The sequence below is a fragment of the Rania fehmarnensis genome, assembly GCF_056494185.1.
The window spans coordinates 5,552,862-5,574,172 of sequence record NZ_CM151398.1 but is presented as its reverse complement, the minus strand read 5'-3'; the positions used below and the strand labels follow the sequence as shown (position 1 = coordinate 5,574,172).

At 55.1% G+C, this 21,311-nt stretch carries 13 protein-coding genes; 5 read left to right on the top strand and 8 right to left on the bottom strand.

Features of this window, described 5'->3' with window-relative positions; translation table 11 throughout:
* Window positions 1-28: 28 nt before the first annotated feature.
* Window positions 29-2,863: a chemotaxis protein CheW gene (locus SH573x_RS19020; protein ID WP_479349290.1), complete on the bottom strand. Its 2,835-nt coding sequence runs from the start codon at window positions 2,861-2,863 to the stop codon at window positions 29-31.
* A gap of 617 nt (window positions 2,864-3,480) precedes the next feature.
* Here SH573x_RS19020 and SH573x_RS19015 point away from each other — a divergent pair.
* The gene (locus SH573x_RS19015; RefSeq protein WP_479349289.1) at window positions 3,481-4,902 is read left to right on the top strand and encodes a carbohydrate porin; all 1,422 of its coding nucleotides are present in this window, start codon (window positions 3,481-3,483) and stop codon (window positions 4,900-4,902) included.
* 135 nt (window positions 4,903-5,037) lie between these two features.
* On the opposite strand, the gene coaE is transcribed toward SH573x_RS19015, so the two are convergent.
* The 4 genes from coaE to recO all read right to left on the bottom strand — a co-directional run bounded on the left by coaE (window position 5,038) and on the right by recO (window position 8,329).
* Entirely contained in the window at window positions 5,038-5,640 is a 603-nt protein-coding gene (gene coaE / locus SH573x_RS19010; RefSeq protein ID WP_479349288.1) for a dephospho-CoA kinase, read from the bottom strand.
* An 84-nt stretch (window positions 5,641-5,724) separates the two neighbouring features.
* The gene (gene lptE, locus SH573x_RS19005) at window positions 5,725-6,267 is read right to left on the bottom strand and encodes an LPS assembly lipoprotein LptE (RefSeq protein WP_479349287.1); all 543 of its coding nucleotides are present in this window, start codon (window positions 6,265-6,267) and stop codon (window positions 5,725-5,727) included.
* On the bottom strand, window positions 6,264-7,409 hold the full coding sequence (locus SH573x_RS19000) for a tetratricopeptide repeat protein (RefSeq protein WP_479349285.1): 1,146 nt from the start codon (window positions 7,407-7,409) through the stop codon (window positions 6,264-6,266). The genes lptE and SH573x_RS19000 overlap by 4 nt, the downstream gene beginning before the upstream one ends.
* Before the next feature lie 152 nt (window positions 7,410-7,561).
* A complete protein-coding gene (gene recO / locus SH573x_RS18995) occupies window positions 7,562-8,329 on the bottom strand; it encodes a DNA repair protein RecO (RefSeq protein WP_479349284.1) in 768 nt (255 codons plus the stop codon).
* A gap of 115 nt (window positions 8,330-8,444) precedes the next feature.
* On the opposite strand from recO, the gene SH573x_RS18990 reads away from it, so the two are divergent.
* Window positions 8,445-11,270, top strand: a complete 2,826-nt coding sequence (locus SH573x_RS18990) for a serine hydrolase (protein ID WP_479349282.1) — start codon at window positions 8,445-8,447, stop codon at window positions 11,268-11,270.
* Window positions 11,271-12,058: 788 nt separating this feature from the next.
* On the top strand, window positions 12,059-14,089 hold the full coding sequence (locus SH573x_RS18985) for a right-handed parallel beta-helix repeat-containing protein (protein WP_479349280.1): 2,031 nt from the start codon (window positions 12,059-12,061) through the stop codon (window positions 14,087-14,089).
* A gap of 6 nt (window positions 14,090-14,095) precedes the next feature.
* On the opposite strand, the gene SH573x_RS18980 is transcribed toward SH573x_RS18985, so the two are convergent.
* On the bottom strand, window positions 14,096-15,280 hold the full coding sequence (locus SH573x_RS18980) for a TMEM43 family protein (protein ID WP_479349279.1): 1,185 nt from the start codon (window positions 15,278-15,280) through the stop codon (window positions 14,096-14,098).
* Window positions 15,281-15,367: 87 nt separating this feature from the next.
* Window positions 15,368-16,831: an Nramp family divalent metal transporter gene (locus SH573x_RS18975; RefSeq protein ID WP_479349278.1), complete on the bottom strand. Its 1,464-nt coding sequence runs from the start codon at window positions 16,829-16,831 to the stop codon at window positions 15,368-15,370.
* A gap of 203 nt (window positions 16,832-17,034) precedes the next feature.
* Between SH573x_RS18975 and SH573x_RS18970 the strand changes: the two genes are divergently transcribed.
* Window positions 17,035-18,057, top strand: coding sequence for a ThiF family adenylyltransferase (locus SH573x_RS18970; RefSeq protein WP_479349277.1), 1,023 nt, complete (start codon window positions 17,035-17,037; stop codon window positions 18,055-18,057).
* Between the two features lie 155 nt (window positions 18,058-18,212).
* On the top strand, window positions 18,213-19,346 hold the full coding sequence (locus SH573x_RS18965) for a helix-turn-helix domain-containing protein (protein ID WP_479349276.1): 1,134 nt from the start codon (window positions 18,213-18,215) through the stop codon (window positions 19,344-19,346).
* Window positions 19,347-19,593: 247 nt separating this feature from the next.
* On the opposite strand, the gene SH573x_RS18960 is transcribed toward SH573x_RS18965, so the two are convergent.
* Window positions 19,594-21,156 carry a transposase gene (locus SH573x_RS18960; protein ID WP_479348734.1) on the bottom strand — a complete coding sequence of 521 codons (1,563 nt, stop codon included), beginning with the start codon at window positions 21,154-21,156 and terminating at the stop codon, window positions 19,594-19,596.
* Between the last annotated feature and the right edge of the window lie 155 nt (window positions 21,157-21,311).

Genomic DNA, 21,311 nt, shown 5'->3' with positions numbered 1-21,311 from the left:
TTCACGGTATGCTGGGCGTCAATAGCGACTAAGCACACACGTCGATATCGGGATCGAACTGACGCACCAGCGCGGGCAGGTCGATCAAGTCGGTGACGTGATCACCCACCACAGCTGATCCAAGCAGTCCGTGCCGCTGGCTGGGACGCGTGACCTCTAGCGTAGCGTCGACAATGTCAATGATCCGGTCGACCACCAGGCCGACGCTGCGATTGCCTTCGGTGTAGACGACCACATCCAGCATGCCATCCTCGGCCTGCTGTGAACTGGAAGCGACACACATCGAATCCGCCAACGAGACCAGCGGCAGAATTTCGCCGCGATACTGTACTACCTGTTGTGCGTCTGCCGTCTCGACTGTGCAGGCTTCGATCTTTTCCAGTCGCGTGACTTGCGAGAGTGGCATGGCGTAGCGATTCGCGTGGCCTACGCCCACCACTAGCAGCGATTGAGCATTGGTCAGGCGAGCTGACGAGCGATCGCCAGCGTCAGACATCTGGCGTTCACGTGTTTCGGCAATGACATTGGAACAGTGGGCCAGCCCCAGGACATCCAAGATCAAGGCTACTTTGCCATCGCCCATGATGGTCGTGCCCGAATAAACCGGAACGCATTTGAGTTGTTTGCTCAGGGGTTTGACCACGATTTCTTCGGTGTCATTGATGCGGTCGACCACCAAGCCAAAAGGTCGATCGTCGGCTCGCAGGACAACTATGTTCAGCGCGTCAGCATTGCCGACTAAATCAGTCGACTTCAGTTGCTGCCGCAGATAGACCAGGGGAAGCAGGCGGCCACGCAAGCGATAGACGGGCGCCCCTTGAATCCACTCGACACTCTTGGCGACTTGATCGCCGTCGAGCCTGACCAGTTCTAGCAGGTTGACTTGAGGGATCGCATAGCGATTGCCATCACTGGTCACGATCAAGGCTGGGATGATAGCCAATGTCAGCGGGATCTTGATCTTGATCGTAGTGCCGTAGCCGGATTGGCTTTGCAAGTCGACTGTGCCGCCGATCTTTTCAATGTTTGTCTTGACGACGTCCATGCCCACTCCGCGACCAGAGACGTTCGAGACGGTTTCGGCCGTCGAGAATCCAGGCAAAAAAATCAGGTTGCCTACGTCGCGTTCTGGTAAGCGGGCCGCATGATCGGCGGTGATCAAGCCGCGTTCAACAGCTTTGGCACGAATGCGTTCAATGTTCAGGCCAGCCCCATCATCACAGATCTCGATATTGACCTGGCCACCTTCATGGTAGGCCCGCAACGTCAGGCAACCTTCGATTGGTTTGCCTTTCTGGGCGCGTGTCTCTGGTTTCTCGATCCCATGGTCGACGGTATTGCGGACCAGATGCGTCAGTGGGTCCTTGATGGCTTCGATGATGGTCTTGTCGAGCTCGGTATCCTTGCCTTCCATTTCGATGCGGACTTGTTTGCCGCAGATAGTGGCCAGGTCGCGAACAAGTCTGGGGAATTTGCTCCAGACGTTTCCGATTGGCTGCATACGAGTCTTCATGACTCCTTCTTGCAGTTCGGTCGTGATCAGATTGAGTCGTTGAGAGGTGCGATGAAGTTCGCTGTCGACTTGCGCGTTGGAGAATTGCAGTATTTGGTTGCGAGCCAATACCAGCTCACCGACACACGTCATTAGTTTATCCAGTAACGCGACGTCGACTCGTATCGTACTGTCGGCTGCGGAACCGGTTGCATCGACTGCTGGGGCAGTAGCAGGCTTAGCTGAACTAATTTCTTGGGGGCTCTGCACATTGGCGGGGGCAGCCATCAGTGCTGAGTTTTCTTGTGTGTTCGGTGAGTTGGTTGGCGCTACGGCTGGGGGAACAACCGCAGTTACAGTTGCAGGATTGGGGCATTCCGGCAACTGTGTAGGCTCACCTATTTCACTACCGCGAGGGGCGCTCGCAGCGGGTTGCGACTTGTTCGAAGCTGACTTGCGCGTGGTCTTCTTCGCTTTGTTCGCTTTGGCAGGTGCGGACTGCGAAGTCTGGGCACCAGCCTGTCGTGCTTCGAATAAACTGCTCAGCAGTTCAACGAGCTGTGTAACATCAACTTTCGATTCGGTCCCATCAGCTTCGATCGCAGCCAACAGCTCCCGAACCTTATCAATCACTTTGAACAGCCCGCCGCCAATTTCGGAATCGAATCCGAACTGACCGGCGCGTATGCTGCCCAACAAGTTTTCGGCTACGTGAGTGACACTCTCTAGCTTTGCAAATCCAAGAAAGCCAGCTGTGCCCTTTATTGTGTGTATCGATCGGAATGCGCCGTTGATTACGGCATCGCTCGCGTTTTGGCGTTCGAGCGTCATCAAGTCGCGTTCCAACTGTTCTAGATTATCGTAGCTCTCGATTAAGAACTCACGCATCGCTTCAGAGGAAATTCCATTAATTTGGTTGCTTGTCGGTGCGTTGGACGTGGGTGTTGGTTCCACGATCGGTTCGTCCGCAGCGGTTGTATCGTTGTTGCCATTTAGAATATGGCCTAAAGCAATCATGTGTTCGCTGACATCAACCTCGTTGGACGAATCGATCGCGTCGAGTAGATGTTTCAGTTTGTCGGTGGCGCGCAACAGCGTGTTGATGACTTCACTGGTCGGCCGCAACTCTTGATTGCGAAGTTTGTTGAGCACTTCTTCTTCGCGATGGGCCAAGCCTTGCAGAGTCTCCAGGCCAAGAAAGCCCGCCGCTCCTTTGATCGAATGTACGGCGCGAAACACCGTATTGACCAAAGCGACGTCCATCTGGTCGCCTTGCGATTCCAGCGTTAGCAACTGATTTTCGACATCAGCCAAGTGTTCTTGGGATTCGACCACGAACTCTTTGAGCAGTTCAGCGTCTTCAAAACTCATTGGATTACTAGCCCCGACGAAAAAGAATTGCGCGTCTCTAGGGGAGAAACGCAGCGCTCGTCGGGCACATCGCGGCGCTAGAAGCGCTCATGTGCCAATTGGCTGCAAGAACCTGATGCCTTGAATTGCCCCAGATCCAGTTGTGACCATCGTGGTCACTCCCGCTCCCCCCCGGAAACGGCTCTGTTTGATCTCTGACAAACGTAGGACGTGAATTTGGAGCAAGCAAGCAAGCTGTAGCGCGAATTCCAGAAGTTATGGTCGCTAAGCCCGAATTGGACGAGTCCACCGGCTTGGTCGCTTTTGATTAAAGAAGGGGAGGTTAAGTGAAAGTTGGTGAGGATAACCGTGCAGTCGTCATAACACTGCGGCATTTCATTTCTATCAAGTTTATCAGTAAAGGTTTACGAATAGTTAACCTTGAGACGTGTAGGATTGCATGAGGGGTGCAGGCCAACGATCGTCTCTCATCATCGGGGCAGATGAGATCAGGGGCCGAAGGGATGCGGAATTACCGTCTGGCTGCGCAAGCAGCTCGGGGATGTGTACAACTTCTTCTTGTTGCACACCTAATACCTAGTACCATCGCGGTCCATGCGCAAGAGAGCGCTCTGGACATGCGACCCGAGAATGTCATTACGAATTCAAAGTTGCCGCTGCCTGAACACCCACAGCGCACTCAGGAAGACCCCGAGCATACTCAACCCAAAGCCGCACAACCGGACCGCGAAGCCCGAAGAACCAAACATGTTTCGAACAATCGTTCAAGTGATCGCCTGCCAGTGCCCGGTCGGCCTGGACGCAACCTGGCACCACCCGGCGAGAACCTCGATAGTGGAGACGTTGAAGGGCACGATGATTTAACTCCGGGGCTCTTTGAGCGTCTGCCGCATTCCTTTCGCGATGGAGCGTGGACGTGGGAGTACATCTATACCGGCGAGACCTTCACGAAAGCCACTGGAGGTTTGTCACCGGCCCGCGCTACCAACTATCGCAGCAACCTCGATATTGTCAGCATGATCGACACCGAACGTATGGGGTGGTGGGACGGCGGTCGATTGTTCGTGTACGGCCAAAACCTGACCGGTAAAACCCTGTCTGCCAATTATCTGGGCGATACTCAACTGTTCAGCAACCTCGATTCCACAATCAGCGAGACCGAGCGCCCACACTTCACAACGATTGCCGAATATTGGTACGAACATCATGGAATCGATGATCGCTGGCGTTTGAAGCTTGGCAAACAAGACGCCAATGTCGACTTCGCTTTGACCGATTTGGGCGGTGAGTTTATCCACTCGTCGTTTGGTGTTCCGCCCAATATTCCTTTGCCCACGTTCCCTAGCCAGGCGTTAGGCGTTGCATCATTCTTCGACGCGACCGAAACGCTGAACGTGGGAATGGGTATCTATGATGGTTCACTGCCCAGTGGTCCAACCGGGGTACGTTGGGGATTTGATACGCTTGGACACCATGGCGCGATGTCAATGGCTCAACTGCAGTGGATGCCTCAATTCGGTCCCAACGGTCAATTGCCACATACGACGCGCGTGGGCCTGTGGCATCACAGTGATTCGAGCGTCTGGACCGAACTGACCACCGATCCGAATCCCCGCACCTTTGTGCAAAACTACGGCGTGTTTGCGTCAAGCGATCAAATGGTCTTTAAAGAAGAGTATGGTTCAGACGACACTCAAGGGCTGGGCGTGTTCTGGCAATTTGGCTGGGCGCCAGGCAATCGAAACTTCATTCAAGAGTATTACGGTGGGGGGCTAGTCTATCGTGGTCTTATTCCCGAGCGAGATAGTGATGTGGTTGGCTTGGCTGTCGCCAACGTCCTTTACAGTAGCGCGTTCCGCCAAATGAGCGCAGGCAGCGGAACCCAGATCGACAAATACGAAACGGCCATTGAGCTGTTTTACAAGTACATTCCGTCGCCATACCTATCGCTGCAACCCGACTTGCAATATATCGCCAACCCAGGCGGCCAATACAAAGACGCCTTGGTCCCCGGCCTGCGATTCGAAGTCGTACTGTAGCTCGCAATTGGCCATTGGTAGCGGAAGCCGTCAAAGGTTTCGGTCGGAGTTGCTGTAGCGGAAGCCGTCAAGGCTTTCGTCGGTTCTCCCCGTGTAAGATATTTGAGATACGCACGAAATGCTTGACGCATTCTGCTATGTTAGGCTTTGCCACCAGCGTTGGACGTGTGCTTGCAATTGTTCCAGGTCGCCATCGTTGACGATTGTATCGGTGGCGAACCGGCGTTTATCTTCAATCGACATTTGAGCGGCTTCGCGCCGCTGAAGTTCAGTCGGGGACCAACCTCGAGTCAGAGCTAGTTGTTCGCGTACCTGGCGAGGCGTATCGACCAGCAGGACTCGATCGCACCGCGGCGCCCAACCGGCTTCGATCAGCAGCGGCGCGTCGATGATGACCACAGGGTACTTGGAGCCTTCGGTGGCAATGCGCTCTTCGGTCACCTGGCGTACCAGAGGGTGAACCAGGTCTTCCAACCACTGGAGATTTTCCTTGGCCAGTTGGGTTTCACCAAACACATGGCTCGCAATCTTCTTGCGATCGATGCGTCCAAGTTGATCGAGGATGCCGCTTCCAAACCGCTCAGTCAGCTGGGCGCGCACGTTCGGTCGTTCCAACGCTTCATGTGCCATACGATCTGAATCCAGCCACAACGCGCCGTGGTCCTGAAGCAGACGAGCCACGGTCGATTTCCCCGAGGCGATACCGCCGATAAGTCCAATTACTAGTGGTTGGGGCATGGCGCGAGTTTCGATGATTGTTGTTGAGAGCGTCTCCTTTCGCTCCGCGATAGGCAAAATCCTTTTGCGGAGCAAAAGGAGACACTACCAGCGTACTTCCATCTGGCCGACGATGTCGTGGGCCAGGCGATCGATGGCCCGCATGTGCGCGGTGGAGATGCTCTGTCCGGCCTCGGGCACGAACTCGGTGCCCTGTGCAAATAGCAGGGCGATGTCATCGGGCGGAACGAACTGGTTCTCCATCAAGACATTGTTTTGGCGATCGACCCACGTCAACTGGATAGCGATCTTGGCGTCGAGAGCTCGTGGATCATCGACTCCGTTTTCGGTAATGACGCGTTTGGTCTCGTTGGTGATGCGCACCGTCAGGACGCTATCGGCGGAGGGATCGTTGACCAGGCGATACTGCGTGCGCTGCTGAATGGCTTTTTGAAGTTGTTCGGTTAATTGCTGACCGAGTTCGCTACGCCAGGTATCATTGCGGACAATCGGGACGTAGATGGTTTGCACGTCGTTGCGAAACAGCGTGCGATTGCCATACTGATAACCTGCGCAGCCTACGGTGCCGTAGATCAGGCCCAGGATCAAGCTGGCTTGCAGCCACGCAACTCGTCGTGCCCCGATCATTTACTGCTGCCACCTGTGTTTTGCAGCCAGGGTCGTTCAGCCCCGCGCTCTGGGAACAGCTTTACCAAAGGGCCAAAGTATTGCGGAGGATCAGGGGGCGCATCTTTCAGCTTCTCCATGTTGTCCGAGGCCAGTTTACCAAACGGCGTGTCGGAGTACTTCTTGATGATGATCGCCAGGTTGCGACGACAAGCTTCGTTCTCTTGACGTTTGCGACGAAACTCGGCTTGCTCCCAAAATCGTTCGGCTTTTAGATAGTGAATCTTGGCCAGGGCAGTGTTCAGTTCCTTTTGATTCTCTTGGGATTCTTTGGGGAACTGTCGAATGATTTGTTTGGCGCGCTTCTCGGCATCGATCAACGGTACGCTACTGTACTGGGCACCTTCGTAGGAGGCCATCAGGCTTTGCAGTTCCAGAAACTGCGCTTGAAACTGATGTTCGCTGTCGGGGTACGTAACGCGCAAATCGGAAAAGGTATCGGCTGCGGTTTCGTAGTCTCCTTTTTGGAAACTGGCCACGGCTAAACGCATGGTCGCATCGTCAGTATTCTTGCCGGTGGGATCGTCCAATCGCATATTCTCTAGAACGCGTCGACCATGTCCTCCGGTATCGTTCCAGGGAAACTGACCGTCGGTGAAATTGACCATATAGAAGGGCTTGTGGCTCGCGCCATCGTGTTTCAACCAATAGTCGGCGATCTCGAACCTGCGAGCCCCGATGTGATCCATGTAGCGATTGCGTGGATACTCTTTGACAAGTTTGGCGTATGCTTGCTCTGAGCGATAATAGTCTTCGGCGAAGAAATAACTTTCGCCCATCATCATCAGCGCGTCTTGTTCAAGCGCGGAGGAACGCCAGTTCTTGGCAGCCGATTTGTATTTTTCCGCAGCAGCGCGAAAGGCATCGCTGCGCTGTTCGCCTTCCAAGGCTTTGGCCTGGTTGAACAGATCGTCGGCTTCCAAATATTGTTGCCGCGCCTTGGTAGGATCGATTTTGTCGCGACCGGACATCTGGTCGAAGAGGGCTTGTGGTTTGCTCTTCTTTTCCGCAGCGCGACCTTCGGGTCGATAGATGTCGTCACCGTCGATTTCACGACGGTCTTGCCAGCGATCGATCAGCGAAGCCGAATCGGGATCGAACATTTTGCAGCCGCTCGCAGCGGCTAGCAGCCAACAACATAGACCCAGCACTAGTCCCCGTGACGCAGGTCGAACTCGGGGCATACCGACATTGGTCTTACTCGGACCGAGTAAGTCGCATGGTCGCAGGCTGCTCATTACAGCTGACATCCGTGTCAATGCCCCAATTCCTGGAGGAAGTAACTCAAGTTCAATCGTCGATCAAGCAGGGCCGCCAGGTAGCGTTCCATCACACCTCGCATGGCCGCCCGGGCTTGGCCCGCCACCTGGTCAGTGGCTATGCCGCGCCAGTCCGGTTCGCTGAATCGAAGTAGTTCCAGGCGAGCCGGGGCTGGCAATTGTATCAATGGTCTCAGTCCACTCATGCATTGGCGGCATACAACGCCGCCAACGATGGGCGCGAAGGCAAAAGACTGATCAACTCGTATTGCATTCAAGTCGTTTCCGCATTGGGCGCAACGATCCAACGTCGGTGCGTGACCGACAATGCGCAGCAGTTGCAATTCCCATCGCAGCACCAAAGCGCGCGGTTCGTGACCGAAATCGCCCAGTCCATCGATGGTCGCTACCGCCAGGTCGTACAATTCCGGTTCGGCATCGCCCTTTTCCGTAAAGCGATCCAACAACTCAGAAACGTAGTACCCGCAGTACAGCCGCAATAAATCGCGACGTCCAACGCGAAACCTGTCCACTAGCTTTGCTTCGGTTAGGACCCCGAGTACATCGCCAGCTTTGGGGATGAACACTACGCGACAAATCGACAGTAGGTCAAGGGCACCTTCGAAAGGACTTTTGGGGCGCCATGCCCCTTTTGCCAAGACTGCCTGTTTTCCGAAATTTCGCGTGTACAACGTGGCAATACAGCTAGTTTCGCTCCAGGGAATTGACCGCAAGACAATGGCGTCGGATTGTTCAGCGGTCATGAGAATCTGGAAATGGAAACTTGGATAGCGAATTCAGGGGAGAACTCTTCGATTATGCTGTAACAACGCCCAGTGTACTAGCGGCCAACCCATTCCAGCCTGACTTCTCACTGCCATGCCCAACATCCTTCGATTCTCCCTGCTATGTCAACTGGTGTTCATCGCGTCGGCCAGTCAGCTCTGGGCCGATAAGCCTTATGAACTTGTCATCCAAGGCGGGCGAGTGGTCGACGGCAGCGGCGCTCCGTGGTACGAGGCAGACGTCGCGGTTGCTCAAGGTAAGATCGCTGCTATCGGTCGCATCGATGCGCAATCTGCCACCGAAGTCATCGATGCCCGCGGCCTGATTGTGGCCCCCGGCTTCATCGACATGATGGGGCAGACTGCAACACCCCTGATGCTCAATCCGGAAAGCAGCCGAAACTTGCTGACACAGGGAATCACCACGATCAATTGTGGTGAAGGCAGTTCCGCGGCTCCGCTGAGTGCTGCCGAAGGAACCACCACCGGCTGGACCACCATGCGTGAATACCTGGCTCTACTGGACATGCAGGGGCTGCCGGTCAATGTAGTGCAAACGGTTGGCCATACACAAATCCGCCAGCTGGTTATCGGTGACACCGACCGCCGTCCTAGCGATGACGAATTGAAGCGGATGCAAGAGCTGGTACGCGAATCGATGGAGGCTGGCGCCATTGGCGTATCGACTGCGCTCATTTATCCACCGGCAGTGTATGCAACCACGGAAGAGATTGCTCAGCTGACCAAAGTAGCCGGCGAGTATGGAGGTCGCTACTACACGCACATGCGGAACGAAGGCGACCGACTGTTGGAGGCGATTGATGAAGCCTTGGATGTTGGCCGGCAAGCGGACACTCCCGTACATATCTTTCACCTAAAGACCGCCGGTCAACAAAACTGGGGCAAGATGCCTCAAGCTATCGCGCGCATCAAGGCCGCCCGCGCCCAAGGTCAGCAAGTTGCCGCGGATGTCTACCCATACATAAATAACGGCCTGGGCATATCCGCCCTAATTCACCCGCGACATTCAGCCAACGGACTGTCTAAGTTGATCGAACGCTTGGAAGATGTGAACTTGCGCAGTGAGATTCGTCGTGAGATGCTGGAAACCGAAGGCTGGGAAAACTGGTTTCGTCATGTAGGCCATGACTGGAAGCGAATCGTCTTGGGCCGAACACAAGCCGCACGCTATCGCGATCAGACCGGACAATCCATTGCGGCCATTGCCGAGCAACTGAAGGAAGATCCCTGGGACACCTTCTTTGCACTGGTCAAGAGTGGTGCGTTTGTTCTGCCGCAGAGCATGAGCGAAGCCAACAAGATCCTGGCGATTCAGCAGGAGTTCATGTCGTACTGTACCGACGTCGGACCAGCTAGCGAAGATGAAATTGCCGGGCACCCCAGAGCCTATGGCGCCTTTCCCCGATTGCTCTCGCGCTATGTGCGTGACTTGGGCACGGTCTCACTGGAACGAGCGGTCGCCGGCGCTAGTGCCGTGGCGGCCAACGAGGTTATGGCCTTCGATCGCGGACGCATCTCAGTTGGACTGGCCGCCGATATTATCGTGTTCAACTATGGCCAGCTTGCCGACAAAGCCACGTTCGCGCAGCCCGAAGAAGAGTCGGTAGGCATGCAACATGTTTTGGTAGCTGGTGTGCCCGTATTAAAGCACGGAACAATGACCGGCGCCAAACCTGGACGCGTGCTGCGCGGACCAGGTTATGCTGCGGAGAAGACCTCAGCCAAAATTTCCACCGGTTCAGCATCGCTGGACTGCAGCACGCTTGATCGGTTAGTAAGCAAGTTTGTCCAAGAACATTCGATTCCGGGCATGGCTGTAGCCATTACGCGAAAAGATGATGCGGGGCAGTCGCATATCGTTGTCGCCAAAGGTTTTGGCTATGCAGACCTGGCCAGTCAAGAAGCCGTAACTGCCTCACACCTGTTTCGTATCGCAAGCATTTCGAAGCCGGTCACCGCCGTCGCCATCCTCAAGTTAGTCGAAGATGGAAAATTCAAGTTGGATGACGGCATCGTTGATTTGTTGGAGCTGGACCAAGAGGTGGACCAGGCGGGCGCAGCGTTTGATTCACGTTGGCGGAAGATAACCGTCCGTCAGTTGCTGCAGCATCGTGGCGGCTGGGATCGCGATAAGTCATTCGATGCGATGTTTCAGTCCGTGCGCTTCGCACGCCAATTCGATACCGATGCTCCCGCCAGTCCCGAAGTTATCATCCGCGCCATGTTGCGCCAGCCGTTGGATTTCAATCCTGGTCAGCGATATGCCTACTCTAATTTTGGATACTGCTTGCTCGGGCGATTAATCGAGAAAGTCACCAATCAAGCGTATGAAGATTATGTGCGGCACGCCATTCTGAAGCCGCTTGGTATTGTCAACATGCGACTGGGCAAAACTCTTTTAGGCGAGCGATTGCCTAATGAAGTTCGGTACTATCAACCGGGTCAGGGTCGCTCGGTGTATCAAGCGAACCTGCGCAGCGGGGTGCCCTTGCCTTACGGGGCCTGGCATCTAGAAGCCATGGATTCCCACGGTGGCTGGTTGGCCTCGGCTGAAGACCTGGCTCGCTTCGCGATGGCCTTCGATGATCCAGATCATTGTCCAGTGCTTACTCGCGCATCGATTGAGTGTATGTTCGAGCGCCCCGAAGAACCGCCGCGGCCGTGGCCCGAAAGCGAAGCGGGTTTCTTTTATTCGCTAGGTTGGATGAATCGCATCCTCGATGACGGGCATGTCAACATCTGGCATACCGGTTCACTGGATGGCACAGCCACGATCATGATTCGCCGACACGACGGCGCTAATATGATTGCGCTAATCAACACGCGTTCCAGCCCCATCGCTGCCCATCTTGGCCGCGAAGTCGATCGCTTGCTACACCAGGCCGCCGATAGCCTGTAGCGGAAGCCGTCAAGGCTGTCGTCTCTCATAGTCAGTTGCAACAGCGCAGGCTTAACGGTCCTAAATTGTAGACAGTTAGAGGGTGCATAAATTTAAAACGCAGAGACGCGGAGGATCGCAGAGTAGACCATTTCGATGAGGACCTGTCCTCAGCGTTTTCTCTGCGGACTCCGCGGTCTCTGCGTTTTTTGATCGAGGTGCTGACCAGCTACGAAATGCTTGACGCATTCCGCTACCGCAGGGCGCTTACTATTTGTGTCCTTTCGCGTGTGAGATCTTGGACCGATCGTAGAAATTCTTGCTGCGATTACGCAATGGGTATCGCTGCGCGACGGTTGTCTGCATTTGTAGACTTTGGCCTGCATGTCGGATAATCGGCTCGACGTAGAGGAGGCTGGCTACGGTCACGACAAGTGCCAAAACGATTCTCTGCATAATGGAAGCCCCTGAAAGTAGTTTCTCGGTTGAACCCCAAAACCTCTATGGCCAGGCAGTGCTTGCACAGGCCGTGCCGATTTCGACTGCGATCGTGGGGTAAGTGCGGCGGACTCGCTGGTTATTATGCGCATTTCGAGCATGTTTGCTTGGGTTTTTCAAGCGCGCGCCGGGTGCGAGCTACAGTTGGCTTGTTCAGACGGAACCCGGTCAGCACGAAGCCGGTGGCGTTGCGAGGATGCAACATGTTCCGTTGCATTAGATCAACATTGCTGGCGGTATGGGGGTACCGGTAGCATATGTGGCTCGAGGTTTGGGCACCTCGGGGACAACACATTTTGGTGGGGCCGTTTATGCAACGTCGAATGGGGCTGCGCAGAGTCGTCTGCGCATGGTGCTGTGCATTTGTGAGCTCGATAGTCAGCCTATCGGGGGCAGAGATCGAGATCTATGTTTCACCTGCAGGCAATGATCAAGCTGCGGGTACGCAGACAGAACCACTGGCGACTCTCTTCGGTGCTCAGCAACGTTTGCGCGAATTGCGAGCTGGCGATCAGGCTGATGATGATGCACAGGTGTGGCTGCTGGCAGGCACCTATGAGCTCGACCAACCGCTCGAGTTCACCGCTCTAGACAACTCGCCCAGCGGAGCAAGCACGACTTATGCCGCACGACCGGGCCAGCAGGTTACCTTGCGCGGTGGGCGCACGCTAACTGCTGAACACTTGCAGTTCATAGACGAGCAGCATTGGTTATTCAAAGAATTGCCGCCCGTGGCCAGAGAGCATGTGCGCGCGATCGATCTAGCCAGCTTGCAATTGGACCGCGACCATGCGCTGCATCGCGGCCGAGCGCGTCATCGCCCTATGCATCCGCTGCCGGTCGAGTTGTTTTCAGGTTCGCGTCGTTTGCCAATGGCCAGTTGGCCCAATTCGGGCTGGGCTAACCTGAGCGGTGTGCAACCAGAGAGTTTCAGCTGGCCTGTTCCGGCTGCAGTGCATACTGGCAGTCAATCTACTGGAGCCATGGCGCATGGTTTCTGGATGCATGATTGGCAGGACAGCTGCGAACCAGTAATGATCGACCGGTCCAATACCGGCACGAATCAATTTCGCTTTAACTCTGAGCATGCTCAGCATGTGGGGCACCTACGCAATGGAGCCCGCTATCGAATCGAAAATCTCCTCTCGCAGCTCGATCAGCCCGGTGAATGGTATCTGGACCGATCTGCCAATCGCGCGTATCTATGGCCGACCGATGAAATGCTTCGCGAGGGTCTGTTTGCTTCCACCATGGAAACACCGATCAGCATCTACGATGTTAACCATCTGACACTAACTGGTATCACGATCGAAGGAGCACAAGCTTGCTGTATCGAAATTGCTGGGGGGCAGCAGGTGTGTATCGACAATTGCTTGATTCGTCACGCGGGTAACCTGGGTGTCAACATCTATCACGGTACCGGGCATCGGCTAGTTAACTGCGAGATTACTGTGACCGGTGCAGGCGGCGTGCGCGTTGAGGGCGGCCAGCGTGAAACGCTGACCGCTTGCGATCACTCTATCGAGAATTGTCGCTTGCATGACTACGCCCAGTTGCACCTGGCCTATCGTCCAGGCGTAAACGTGTATGGTGTGGGCGTCAGCGTGATCGGCAATGAGATCTGCGACGCGCCGCATGCAGCTGTGGTATTGCACGGCAACGAACATCGCGTTGAACGAAATCACATTCATCATGTGTGCCGTGAGACCGATGATGTCGGAGCAATTTACCTGGGCCACAATCCAACCTTTCGGGGTAACAAAATTCGCCACAATCATATTCATGATTTGGGTGGTTACAGCTCCCTAGGAATCATCGGCATCTACTTGGACGATTTCGCCAGCGGAACGGAAGTTACGCACAATGTGCTGGTCAGGGCAGGACGTGGAATCGCTATCGGTGGCGGTCGAGATAACCTGGTCGACAACAATCTATTTGTGGATTGTCTGGCTGCTGTACAAATTGATTGCCGAGGCAAGACTTGGGCCAGGCACCACCTGGAAGGCGATGATTCGTTCATTGCCCGCTGTTGCCGCGAAATTGAAATAGAGCAGGGTACGTTTGCAGAGCGTTACCCGGAACTAAGAATGTTGTTCAGCGATTCACCAGAGATCGCCAAGGGAAACCGTATTACGCGCAATCTCATTGAAGGTGAGATCGGCATCGATCTGCATGATGGCCTGAACGAACAAGTGGTGACGGCCTTTGATAACGCCCGGGGCGCGCGGGCAATGTTAGCCGACGTCGACCAGGGCGACTATCGCGCTCAGCGCGGATCGCTGGCTGAGAAGATCAACTTCGAAAACGCTGGGCCAGGTAAGGTCGTGTACGTCAGCAAGTGAAGTGAACTACACCAATTGCGCTAGCGGAGGCTGCTTGGGTTTAGGTCTGCGGAGCAACAGATACAGGCCGATGCCCGCCAAGGACATCAGGCCGATACCCCACAATGGTCGCACCGCAATCCAGGCGACACCGATGGCTGAGAGTGCGAGAACGGAGCCTAAGACTACCGAGATGGCGAAAGTCGCGGTGCCCGCGATGCGCCCCAGAAATGGGATCACGCTAGCCAGCGCCGAAAGTGGTCCCGTGATCAAGCCAAACCCCGCGCATGCCAGAATCCAGCCAACGCCGCGCAGGATCCACGCCAACGCCGTGTTTTGCGCGCGCAGCGAGGCAAACATATCGGCACTACTGCGCTCGCCTTCATCGATGCTCTCGATCATTTCGCCGTTACTGGTGCGAAAGGGTTTGAGCGATTCGTTATCTTGCTGGCTCAGCACACTGATCACCTGTGGATCGATCGATCGAAAACGAATTCGCAAGTCGCCGATCTGGGGTGAGTCAGGGTTGGGATTGCCCTCGGCACCTATGTACAACTGATTGCCACTGACGAGATGCTTTTGTTTTACTGACTCAGATATGGCTGAGAGCAAACTGGATGCATCTAGGGCGAGGTCGTTCCAGCCACCAATCTGTTCGACTTGATCAGGCTGAAGCTTGAAGGCCCCGACGGTGGCGTTTTGAGCAGTTTGCTTTTGCGAGTGGTACGGCAACGGCGGGTTCTTGTGCCCGCTGGCATCATGAAAGTTCTCGCTGTTCTCGCGGTCGTCCGACCAACGCTGCGAATATTCGTAAGTGGTGACCGTTTCACGTCCTCCACCCACTTTCTCACGCGAACGCGTTTCTTTCTTCTCGACCCACTGATACATCTCGACGTCGCGAGCTAAACGCAAGGCGACTTGACTTACTGCAAAGTCACTATCCTTGAGCGTCTCTTCGGTGGTGGCTTGACCAGAGAAATGAACCAGCTTGCCATTTTGCTCCGGCAAGATTTCCAGCGGATCTCGCACTTCTTCAACCACATGTTCGGCTTCCAATAGGCCACGTGTCCGATGGATCGTGCGGTATTCGTTCCAGCTAATCAGCAGGACGGCTCCCGGGATCATCAAGAAACCGATGAGCACACCAACAAGTGAGTTGGCGAGTTTGGAAAAGTAACCTTGATGAGTTCTGGTGGTGAAGACGTCAGGCATGTTTCTTTCTTTGAGGCTGTGGTCTCAACTTTGGGCCGAGGATTCGACCGCAAACCAACGGTCAGATGACTCAGTAGCACGACACGCTTATGGGGTTGCCGTGAGGAATTTGAAAAGTTCGTAAAACTGGTTGGGAATGGCGTAGCAAGCTACGCCGAGAATCGCCACGAGCGCGATCCATAACATGCCGTCGGTAATTGCCCACGGTCGCAGCGATTGATTGACTTTGAAGTAGCGGAAGTACACGGCGGCAGCAGCAATCATTGGCAATGTAGCGCCTTGAGCAATACCACCAATTTTGACCATCAGTTGCGGGTCGCGGGCTACAAAGTAAAACAAAAGTGCCAGGCACGGATAGATTAGGCAGAATTGTCGAATGATCTGGGCGCGCCGATGAGCCGTCGAGCTCTTGGTAAATTTCATCAGGTTCAAAAAATCTGCCGTTAACCGACTGTTGGCGGCACACGAGAGGTACAGCGTCTTGAACAGTACGGCTCCCGCTCCAAACAAGAATAAACTGCGCGCCCACAGGCCGAAGGGCCCCACGTACATATTCGACAGTTCTTCGACTAACTTGGCACCCGCGGGAAACAGTTGTTGCGGATGGAGGACCGCGGCCCCCATCAAATAGAAAGCCACGGTCGACAAGGTGAACACCACCATGCTCACCCAGGCATCCAGATGCATTACACGTATCCACCCCTTGGCACGCGCGGTCCATTCGGCCGAACCATCGTCGCGTCCCACGTAGCGGGCATAGCCTTTCTCCAAGCACCAATACGGGTAGTAAAACAGTTCCGTCGCGCCCACTCCCGTTATGCCGAAGACGGCAAACGCGGCACCGATCCCAGCGGCCGGCACTTGCAACTCCAGTCCACGCGCGATGTCGCTGGCTCGAATGGGATAATCGGTATAGCGCAGGGCATAGGCCGAAAGCACCGTGATGCACGTAGCGCTAACGACAATCACCGTGGTTAGCCATTCGATTCGCCTATAGCCACCACCATAGATGAGCGCCATGGTGACCAAGCAGGTAATGATCGCCCAGGGGAATTCCGGGTGAGTGAGAATATAGTCTTGCAGCGCGGGCGAGAAGCTGCCGGCAACTTGAACGGCGCCGATGGTGAAAAAAGGGAAGGCCAGGTTGAGCGCCTGACCGATGGTGCCGGTCATGCCACCCAATTGCACGACCGTGCAGATCAACATTACAAACCACCACCACACCAACAGCTTGCCCAGCCCTCGATAACGCGTCGAGATCTCGTGCAGCGCGCCCAGCGTCGGCCGGCCGCTCGATATCGCATAACGACCCAGCTCAATCTGCACGAAGACTTTGATGACGCAGCTGAACAGAATCAACCACAGGAATACAAAGCCATGTTTGGCTCCGAGCGAAGTGGTCAAGATCAACTCACCAGAACCCACGATAGTTCCGGCTAAGATAATCCCAGGGCCAATCTGCCGCAGGGCTGTTCCCAGCGATTCGGGAGGAGCTTTAATTGCATCGTCGGGCAATGCATACGGATCGTAGGCTACTTCGGAGTCACTCATGCAGATCGCTTTGCTGTCTAGTCCGCCATTAAACAGGCACCAATGCCCGGCTAGAGAGTATAGCCTGATCACAAGCGAAAGCCCAACATCACAACTTATCAGCCAACTAACCATGACACCGCTGGCTCAAAACAGACTACGATAAAACCAGGCGGTGGGCCGGACATGCAGGGACACAGGAGAACAAGTTGACGACATCATCCATGCGATATAGACGAGCCGCGCAGTACGTGCCGCTGGGCCATGTCGGTCAGGCGCGCATCGAAGCGGCCCGCGTACTAATATGCGGCTGTGGGGCACTGGGCAGCGTCATAGCGGAACGCCTGGCCCGCAGCGGCGTGGGTCAAATGCTGATCGTAGATCGCGATTGGGTCGAGCTGAGCAATCTTCAGCGGCAGACTCTATTTACGGAAGCCGATGCACAGGCCAGCACGCCCAAGGCCATTGCGGCCGTGAGCATGCTGAGGCAGATCAACAGCCAGATTCAAATCGAGGCCATTGTCGAAGACATTACTCACCTGAATATCCAGCGGCTGGCTGAGGGCGTCGATTTGATCCTGGACGGAACGGACAACTTTGAAACACGCTTATTGATCAACGACTATGCACTGAGCCAGCGGGTGCCTTGGATTCACGGCGGATGTTTAGGTGCGAGTGGTCAGGTGATGTCGATCATTCCAGGACAGACCGCTTGTTTTCGATGTTTGGTGCCCGAGTTGCCGCCGCGCGATGCGATGCCCACCTGCGATACAGCCGGTGTACTGGGACCGGCCATCGGTCTGGTGGCTAGTTGGCAAGCGGCTGAAGCTCTGAAGGTACTGAGCGGAAACTTGGACGCAGTGTGCAAAGAGTTGATCACCGTCGACACATGGAACACTAGTTGTCGCCTGTTGTCGCTCGATGCGCTGCGCACGCATGACTTGTGTCCAGCATGCGCTGGACGCGAGTACCCGTTCCTGAGCGGTCGGCGAGCGAGCCTGGCCACGGTGCTCTGCGGCAAGAACGCTGTCCAACTAGCGCCAGCCGAGGGCTCACCGCCTCTCGATCTGGCGCAGATGAAACAGCGTCTGGGGCAACTTGGCCCCGTAACCCTTAATCCATTCTTAATGCGTCTAACCACCGAAAACCACGTTTTTACTCTCTTTAGGGATGGCAGAACCATCGTTGAGGGTACTATTGATCCGGTGGAGGCCCGCACTTTGGCTGCCAAGCTATTGGGGAGCTAAACTTTTTTGCGGCCCCTAGTAGCATTTTGGTTGTAGGGTGGATAATCTAACATTAGTGCCGAAGGCGGTCGGCGTTGTGTTAGTGAGTGGCACATTCTCGGTGGGGCTCTTCACGTCGATTAGTGGCCGATTTCCGCCTCTTAAAGTGAGATTAAATGCGTTACGAATTCCGCTTGGCCGAATTGCTGGGCCACACTCCCGACCGCAAGAAGCGTCCTGGGACGATCAAGAACATCGTTGAATACACGGGTTTGGATCGCCACCAAGTGGCATCCTTGCTCAAGAACGAAGCCAAGTACATTCCGTTGGAAGCGTTGTCGCGTTTGTGTGACTACCTGGTCGAGCACGGCTATGCCTCCGCCGACCAGCTGCCCGGCGCGTTGTTCGCGGTCAAGCCCGAACACTTCTGGGAGTTGTTAGCGCGACGCCGGCGATTGGAGATCTGCGTCGGCGTGCGTCGACCTGAAAAGGATGATACGCCCGATACCGCTTGGGTGGTCGCCTCGGATGCCGTGTTGCTCGGCGAGATGCTCAGTGGTGTCACGACATTGGGAGGGACTGACAAGCTAGCGCGTTCGATGCAACAACCGCGCACCGATTTGCCGACTCACCCTGAGTTGCTCAAGCAAACGCTAGTGTGGAGTCCAGGCGTTGTCCCGCAAAACGAAGCCATCGAGCGGGCAACCTATGTTTATGAAGACTTCAAGTCCGCCGCCGGTGACCGAGCGCTGATTTGTTTGGGTAGTGTCAAGAGTAATCCAGTAGTGGAACTAGTGTTGGCCGAGACGTTCGGCGCGACGCCGTTTGAATCGCAGGATAAAATCTCCAAAGCATCGGATCGACCGTGTCCGTTCTTCCTGCGATACCGCGATCATGATCCGCATCCATCCTGTGCATCAGCTGGTATGCAGTTGAGCACTCATGACAAAGCCGACTTGCCTGGCATCTACTACGAACAAGCCGACGGCACATGGGCTTACGCCGGTGGACAGGATACTGCGTTAGTGTTTTACATCTATCGCGAATCGCTGGGCCGATTGGAGATGGTACTGAGCGGATTCAGCGGCCGGGCCACGCGGCTTTTGGCTCGGACGCTTTCCAATCGTGGTGAAGATTTCTGGCCACCTGTCTTGCAAACCGATTACTTGCAAGTGGGTGCATACATCGTGCAGTACAAACAGTCCGAAGAAGCCGAAGCGCCGTTTGATATTCTGCGCACCGACTTGGTTTCAGCGCCTACGATTACGCCTTTGCCGGTGGAAGCCCTTCGCCGTCGTTTGAGCCAGTAAAAGTCATCTCCATCAGAGGCTATTGAAATCGTACAGCTTCTAAGTCATTTGTGCGAAGGGCTTCATGTCACCTCCCCCGGCGCAGGAGAGCGATGCGATAATAGCAAAGCGTAGTCTCTTATTGATGTGGGGCGGTTGTTTTTTTGCTGACTCAACGCGCTGGGGAGGTTGTTATTTACGAATCCTGGTTCGTCTCGAGGCGAAATTTAGCCCAGACTGCCTAAAGCGGCGATTTGAACGGCTTTTTTCACCCGATTGCGACAGTCGGTGCGCAGCGCTCCACGGCAAGCAGTTTTGCCAGTCGTTTGACGTTCACTGTGAAGCATGTCATCAGTTGTTGGATCTTCACTTTTGCCAGACCGCAGTATCTTGCACAACGACCGCGCCCGTGCCGAGCCACTTCCCCTAACTTCCGTTCGATGGCCGGATGCTCACGCCGGACTTGTTGGTATTGCTCTGTCTTGGACTTCTGACGAGCACGTTTGTATTCTTCTTCATACTCATTCTTATTCACTCGTCGACCTCGACGGCTGGTCTCTTTCATCTTGGGGTTGCACTGCGCGAGCAACGGACAGCCCCAACATTTCTTAGCCGGAAAGTCGAACGTCGTGCGGTTAGGCTTCGTGGCATCTTGAAATCCTTTATTGGATGTGTGGCCAGCTGGACATGTCACATGCTCGCCGTCTGAGGTCAATGCAAACGCCGTCGAAGCAAAGCCTTCATCGTTGCCGAAGTCACGCGGCGGTGTGATCACATCAACTTCCATCCCGCCAGGGCCTTCCAACGCGCGCAGCATTGGCCCGTTAAATCCCGCGCCGTCAAGGGATAGCTGTTCGATCTTGTTGCCATGAGCTTGCTGTTCGCGTTCAATCAGATGAACCGCGTCTTGGGCCTCAGCACCGTTTGCCGGAAGCACCTCAAGTTGAGTGATCAGCTGGCTATCGGCGTCCATCAACACATCGACCAAATAGCCGTCGTAAAACTCGCCATGCATTCCGCGGCGGGCATCGCTATCAACCACGCTCAGCGTGCGATCACCCTGACCTGGGTTCAAGCAATCGCTCACGATCTTTTGAGCGAGCGCACGTACTTCGATGAATCGTTTCCAAGACTCTTGGCAATCACTCTCTTGGGATGGATCGGGCTGCTCGAGCATCCACGTCAGGATGTCGCCGACTAAATCCAGACGAGCATCAAGGCGAATCTCCTCGGATTCTTTCTCGGTTTCGACGCGGCTTCGATCGGCTCGGATACGGAATCCTTGAGCGACCTCAGCATCAATGGGCTCGATAGCAGCGAGCATCTTTTCTCGCAGCTGCGCCAGCAGTTTCAACGTGGTGGGCACAGCAATATTGGCATAGACGTGTGTGGCATCTTTAAGTCGCAACCGATCGCTGACAAGGCCCTTGCTGCGCGCGAAGCTGATCAGTCGGTCGAAAACTTTCTGCATCCCCTCTTCTCCGATGCGACCCCGAAAGCGACTCAAAGTACTTCCGTCCGGCAACTTACAAGTAATCGGCACTTGCAGAAACCAGCGGAACAATAAATCCGAACTGGCTCTTTCTAGGACTTTGCTGTCTGATAGATGATAGAGATATTGCAGGTACAACACCTTCAGGAGGAGGATTACTGGCAGGGTGGGCCTACCTCCCTCACGACAATAATACTTCTCCAGCTCAGGCCGGAAACTTTCCCAGGGGACTATCTCCAACGCATCTAAAAGGGGCGACTTGAGCGGCAGCACACGCTTATAGATCGCCAGATCCGACGCACGAATCTCAAACAAAAAATCGCGATGGTTCGTTAGCATAATGATTGCACCGAGTTGGAACGTCGGCCTCTTCAACCATAATACCCATGCCAGAGCAAATTGGAATTAAATCAGCACTCTCCGCAGCTGGGGGAGGTCGCAGACGAGGCGTTCAGCCGAAGTCTGCGGGAGGGGGCTCGTTACCGAAGAGGAAC

Bases quoted from the DNA above. Each gene is read 5' to 3' on its own strand.
- SH573x_RS19020 (WP_479349290.1), bottom strand. From the start codon at position 2,863: ATGAGTTTTGAAGACGCTGAACTGCTCAAAGAGTTCGTGGTCGAATCC.
- SH573x_RS19015 (WP_479349289.1), top strand. From the start codon at position 3,481: ATGCGACCCGAGAATGTCATTACGAATTCAAAGTTGCCGCTGCCTGAA.
- coaE (WP_479349288.1), bottom strand. From the start codon at position 5,640: ATGCCCCAACCACTAGTAATTGGACTTATCGGCGGTATCGCCTCGGGG.
- lptE (WP_479349287.1), bottom strand. From the start codon at position 6,267: ATGATCGGGGCACGACGAGTTGCGTGGCTGCAAGCCAGCTTGATCCTG.
- SH573x_RS19000 (WP_479349285.1), bottom strand. From the start codon at position 7,409: ATGTTCGATCCCGATTCGGCTTCGCTGATCGATCGCTGGCAAGACCGT.
- recO (WP_479349284.1), bottom strand. From the start codon at position 8,329: ATGACCGCTGAACAATCCGACGCCATTGTCTTGCGGTCAATTCCCTGG.
- SH573x_RS18990 (WP_479349282.1), top strand. From the start codon at position 8,445: ATGCCCAACATCCTTCGATTCTCCCTGCTATGTCAACTGGTGTTCATC.
- SH573x_RS18985 (WP_479349280.1), top strand. From the start codon at position 12,059: ATGCAACGTCGAATGGGGCTGCGCAGAGTCGTCTGCGCATGGTGCTGT.
- SH573x_RS18980 (WP_479349279.1), bottom strand. From the start codon at position 15,280: ATGCCTGACGTCTTCACCACCAGAACTCATCAAGGTTACTTTTCCAAA.
- SH573x_RS18975 (WP_479349278.1), bottom strand. From the start codon at position 16,831: ATGAGTGACTCCGAAGTAGCCTACGATCCGTATGCATTGCCCGACGAT.
- SH573x_RS18970 (WP_479349277.1), top strand. From the start codon at position 17,035: ATGCGATATAGACGAGCCGCGCAGTACGTGCCGCTGGGCCATGTCGGT.
- SH573x_RS18965 (WP_479349276.1), top strand. From the start codon at position 18,213: ATGCGTTACGAATTCCGCTTGGCCGAATTGCTGGGCCACACTCCCGAC.
- SH573x_RS18960 (WP_479348734.1), bottom strand. From the start codon at position 21,156: ATGCTAACGAACCATCGCGATTTTTTGTTTGAGATTCGTGCGTCGGAT.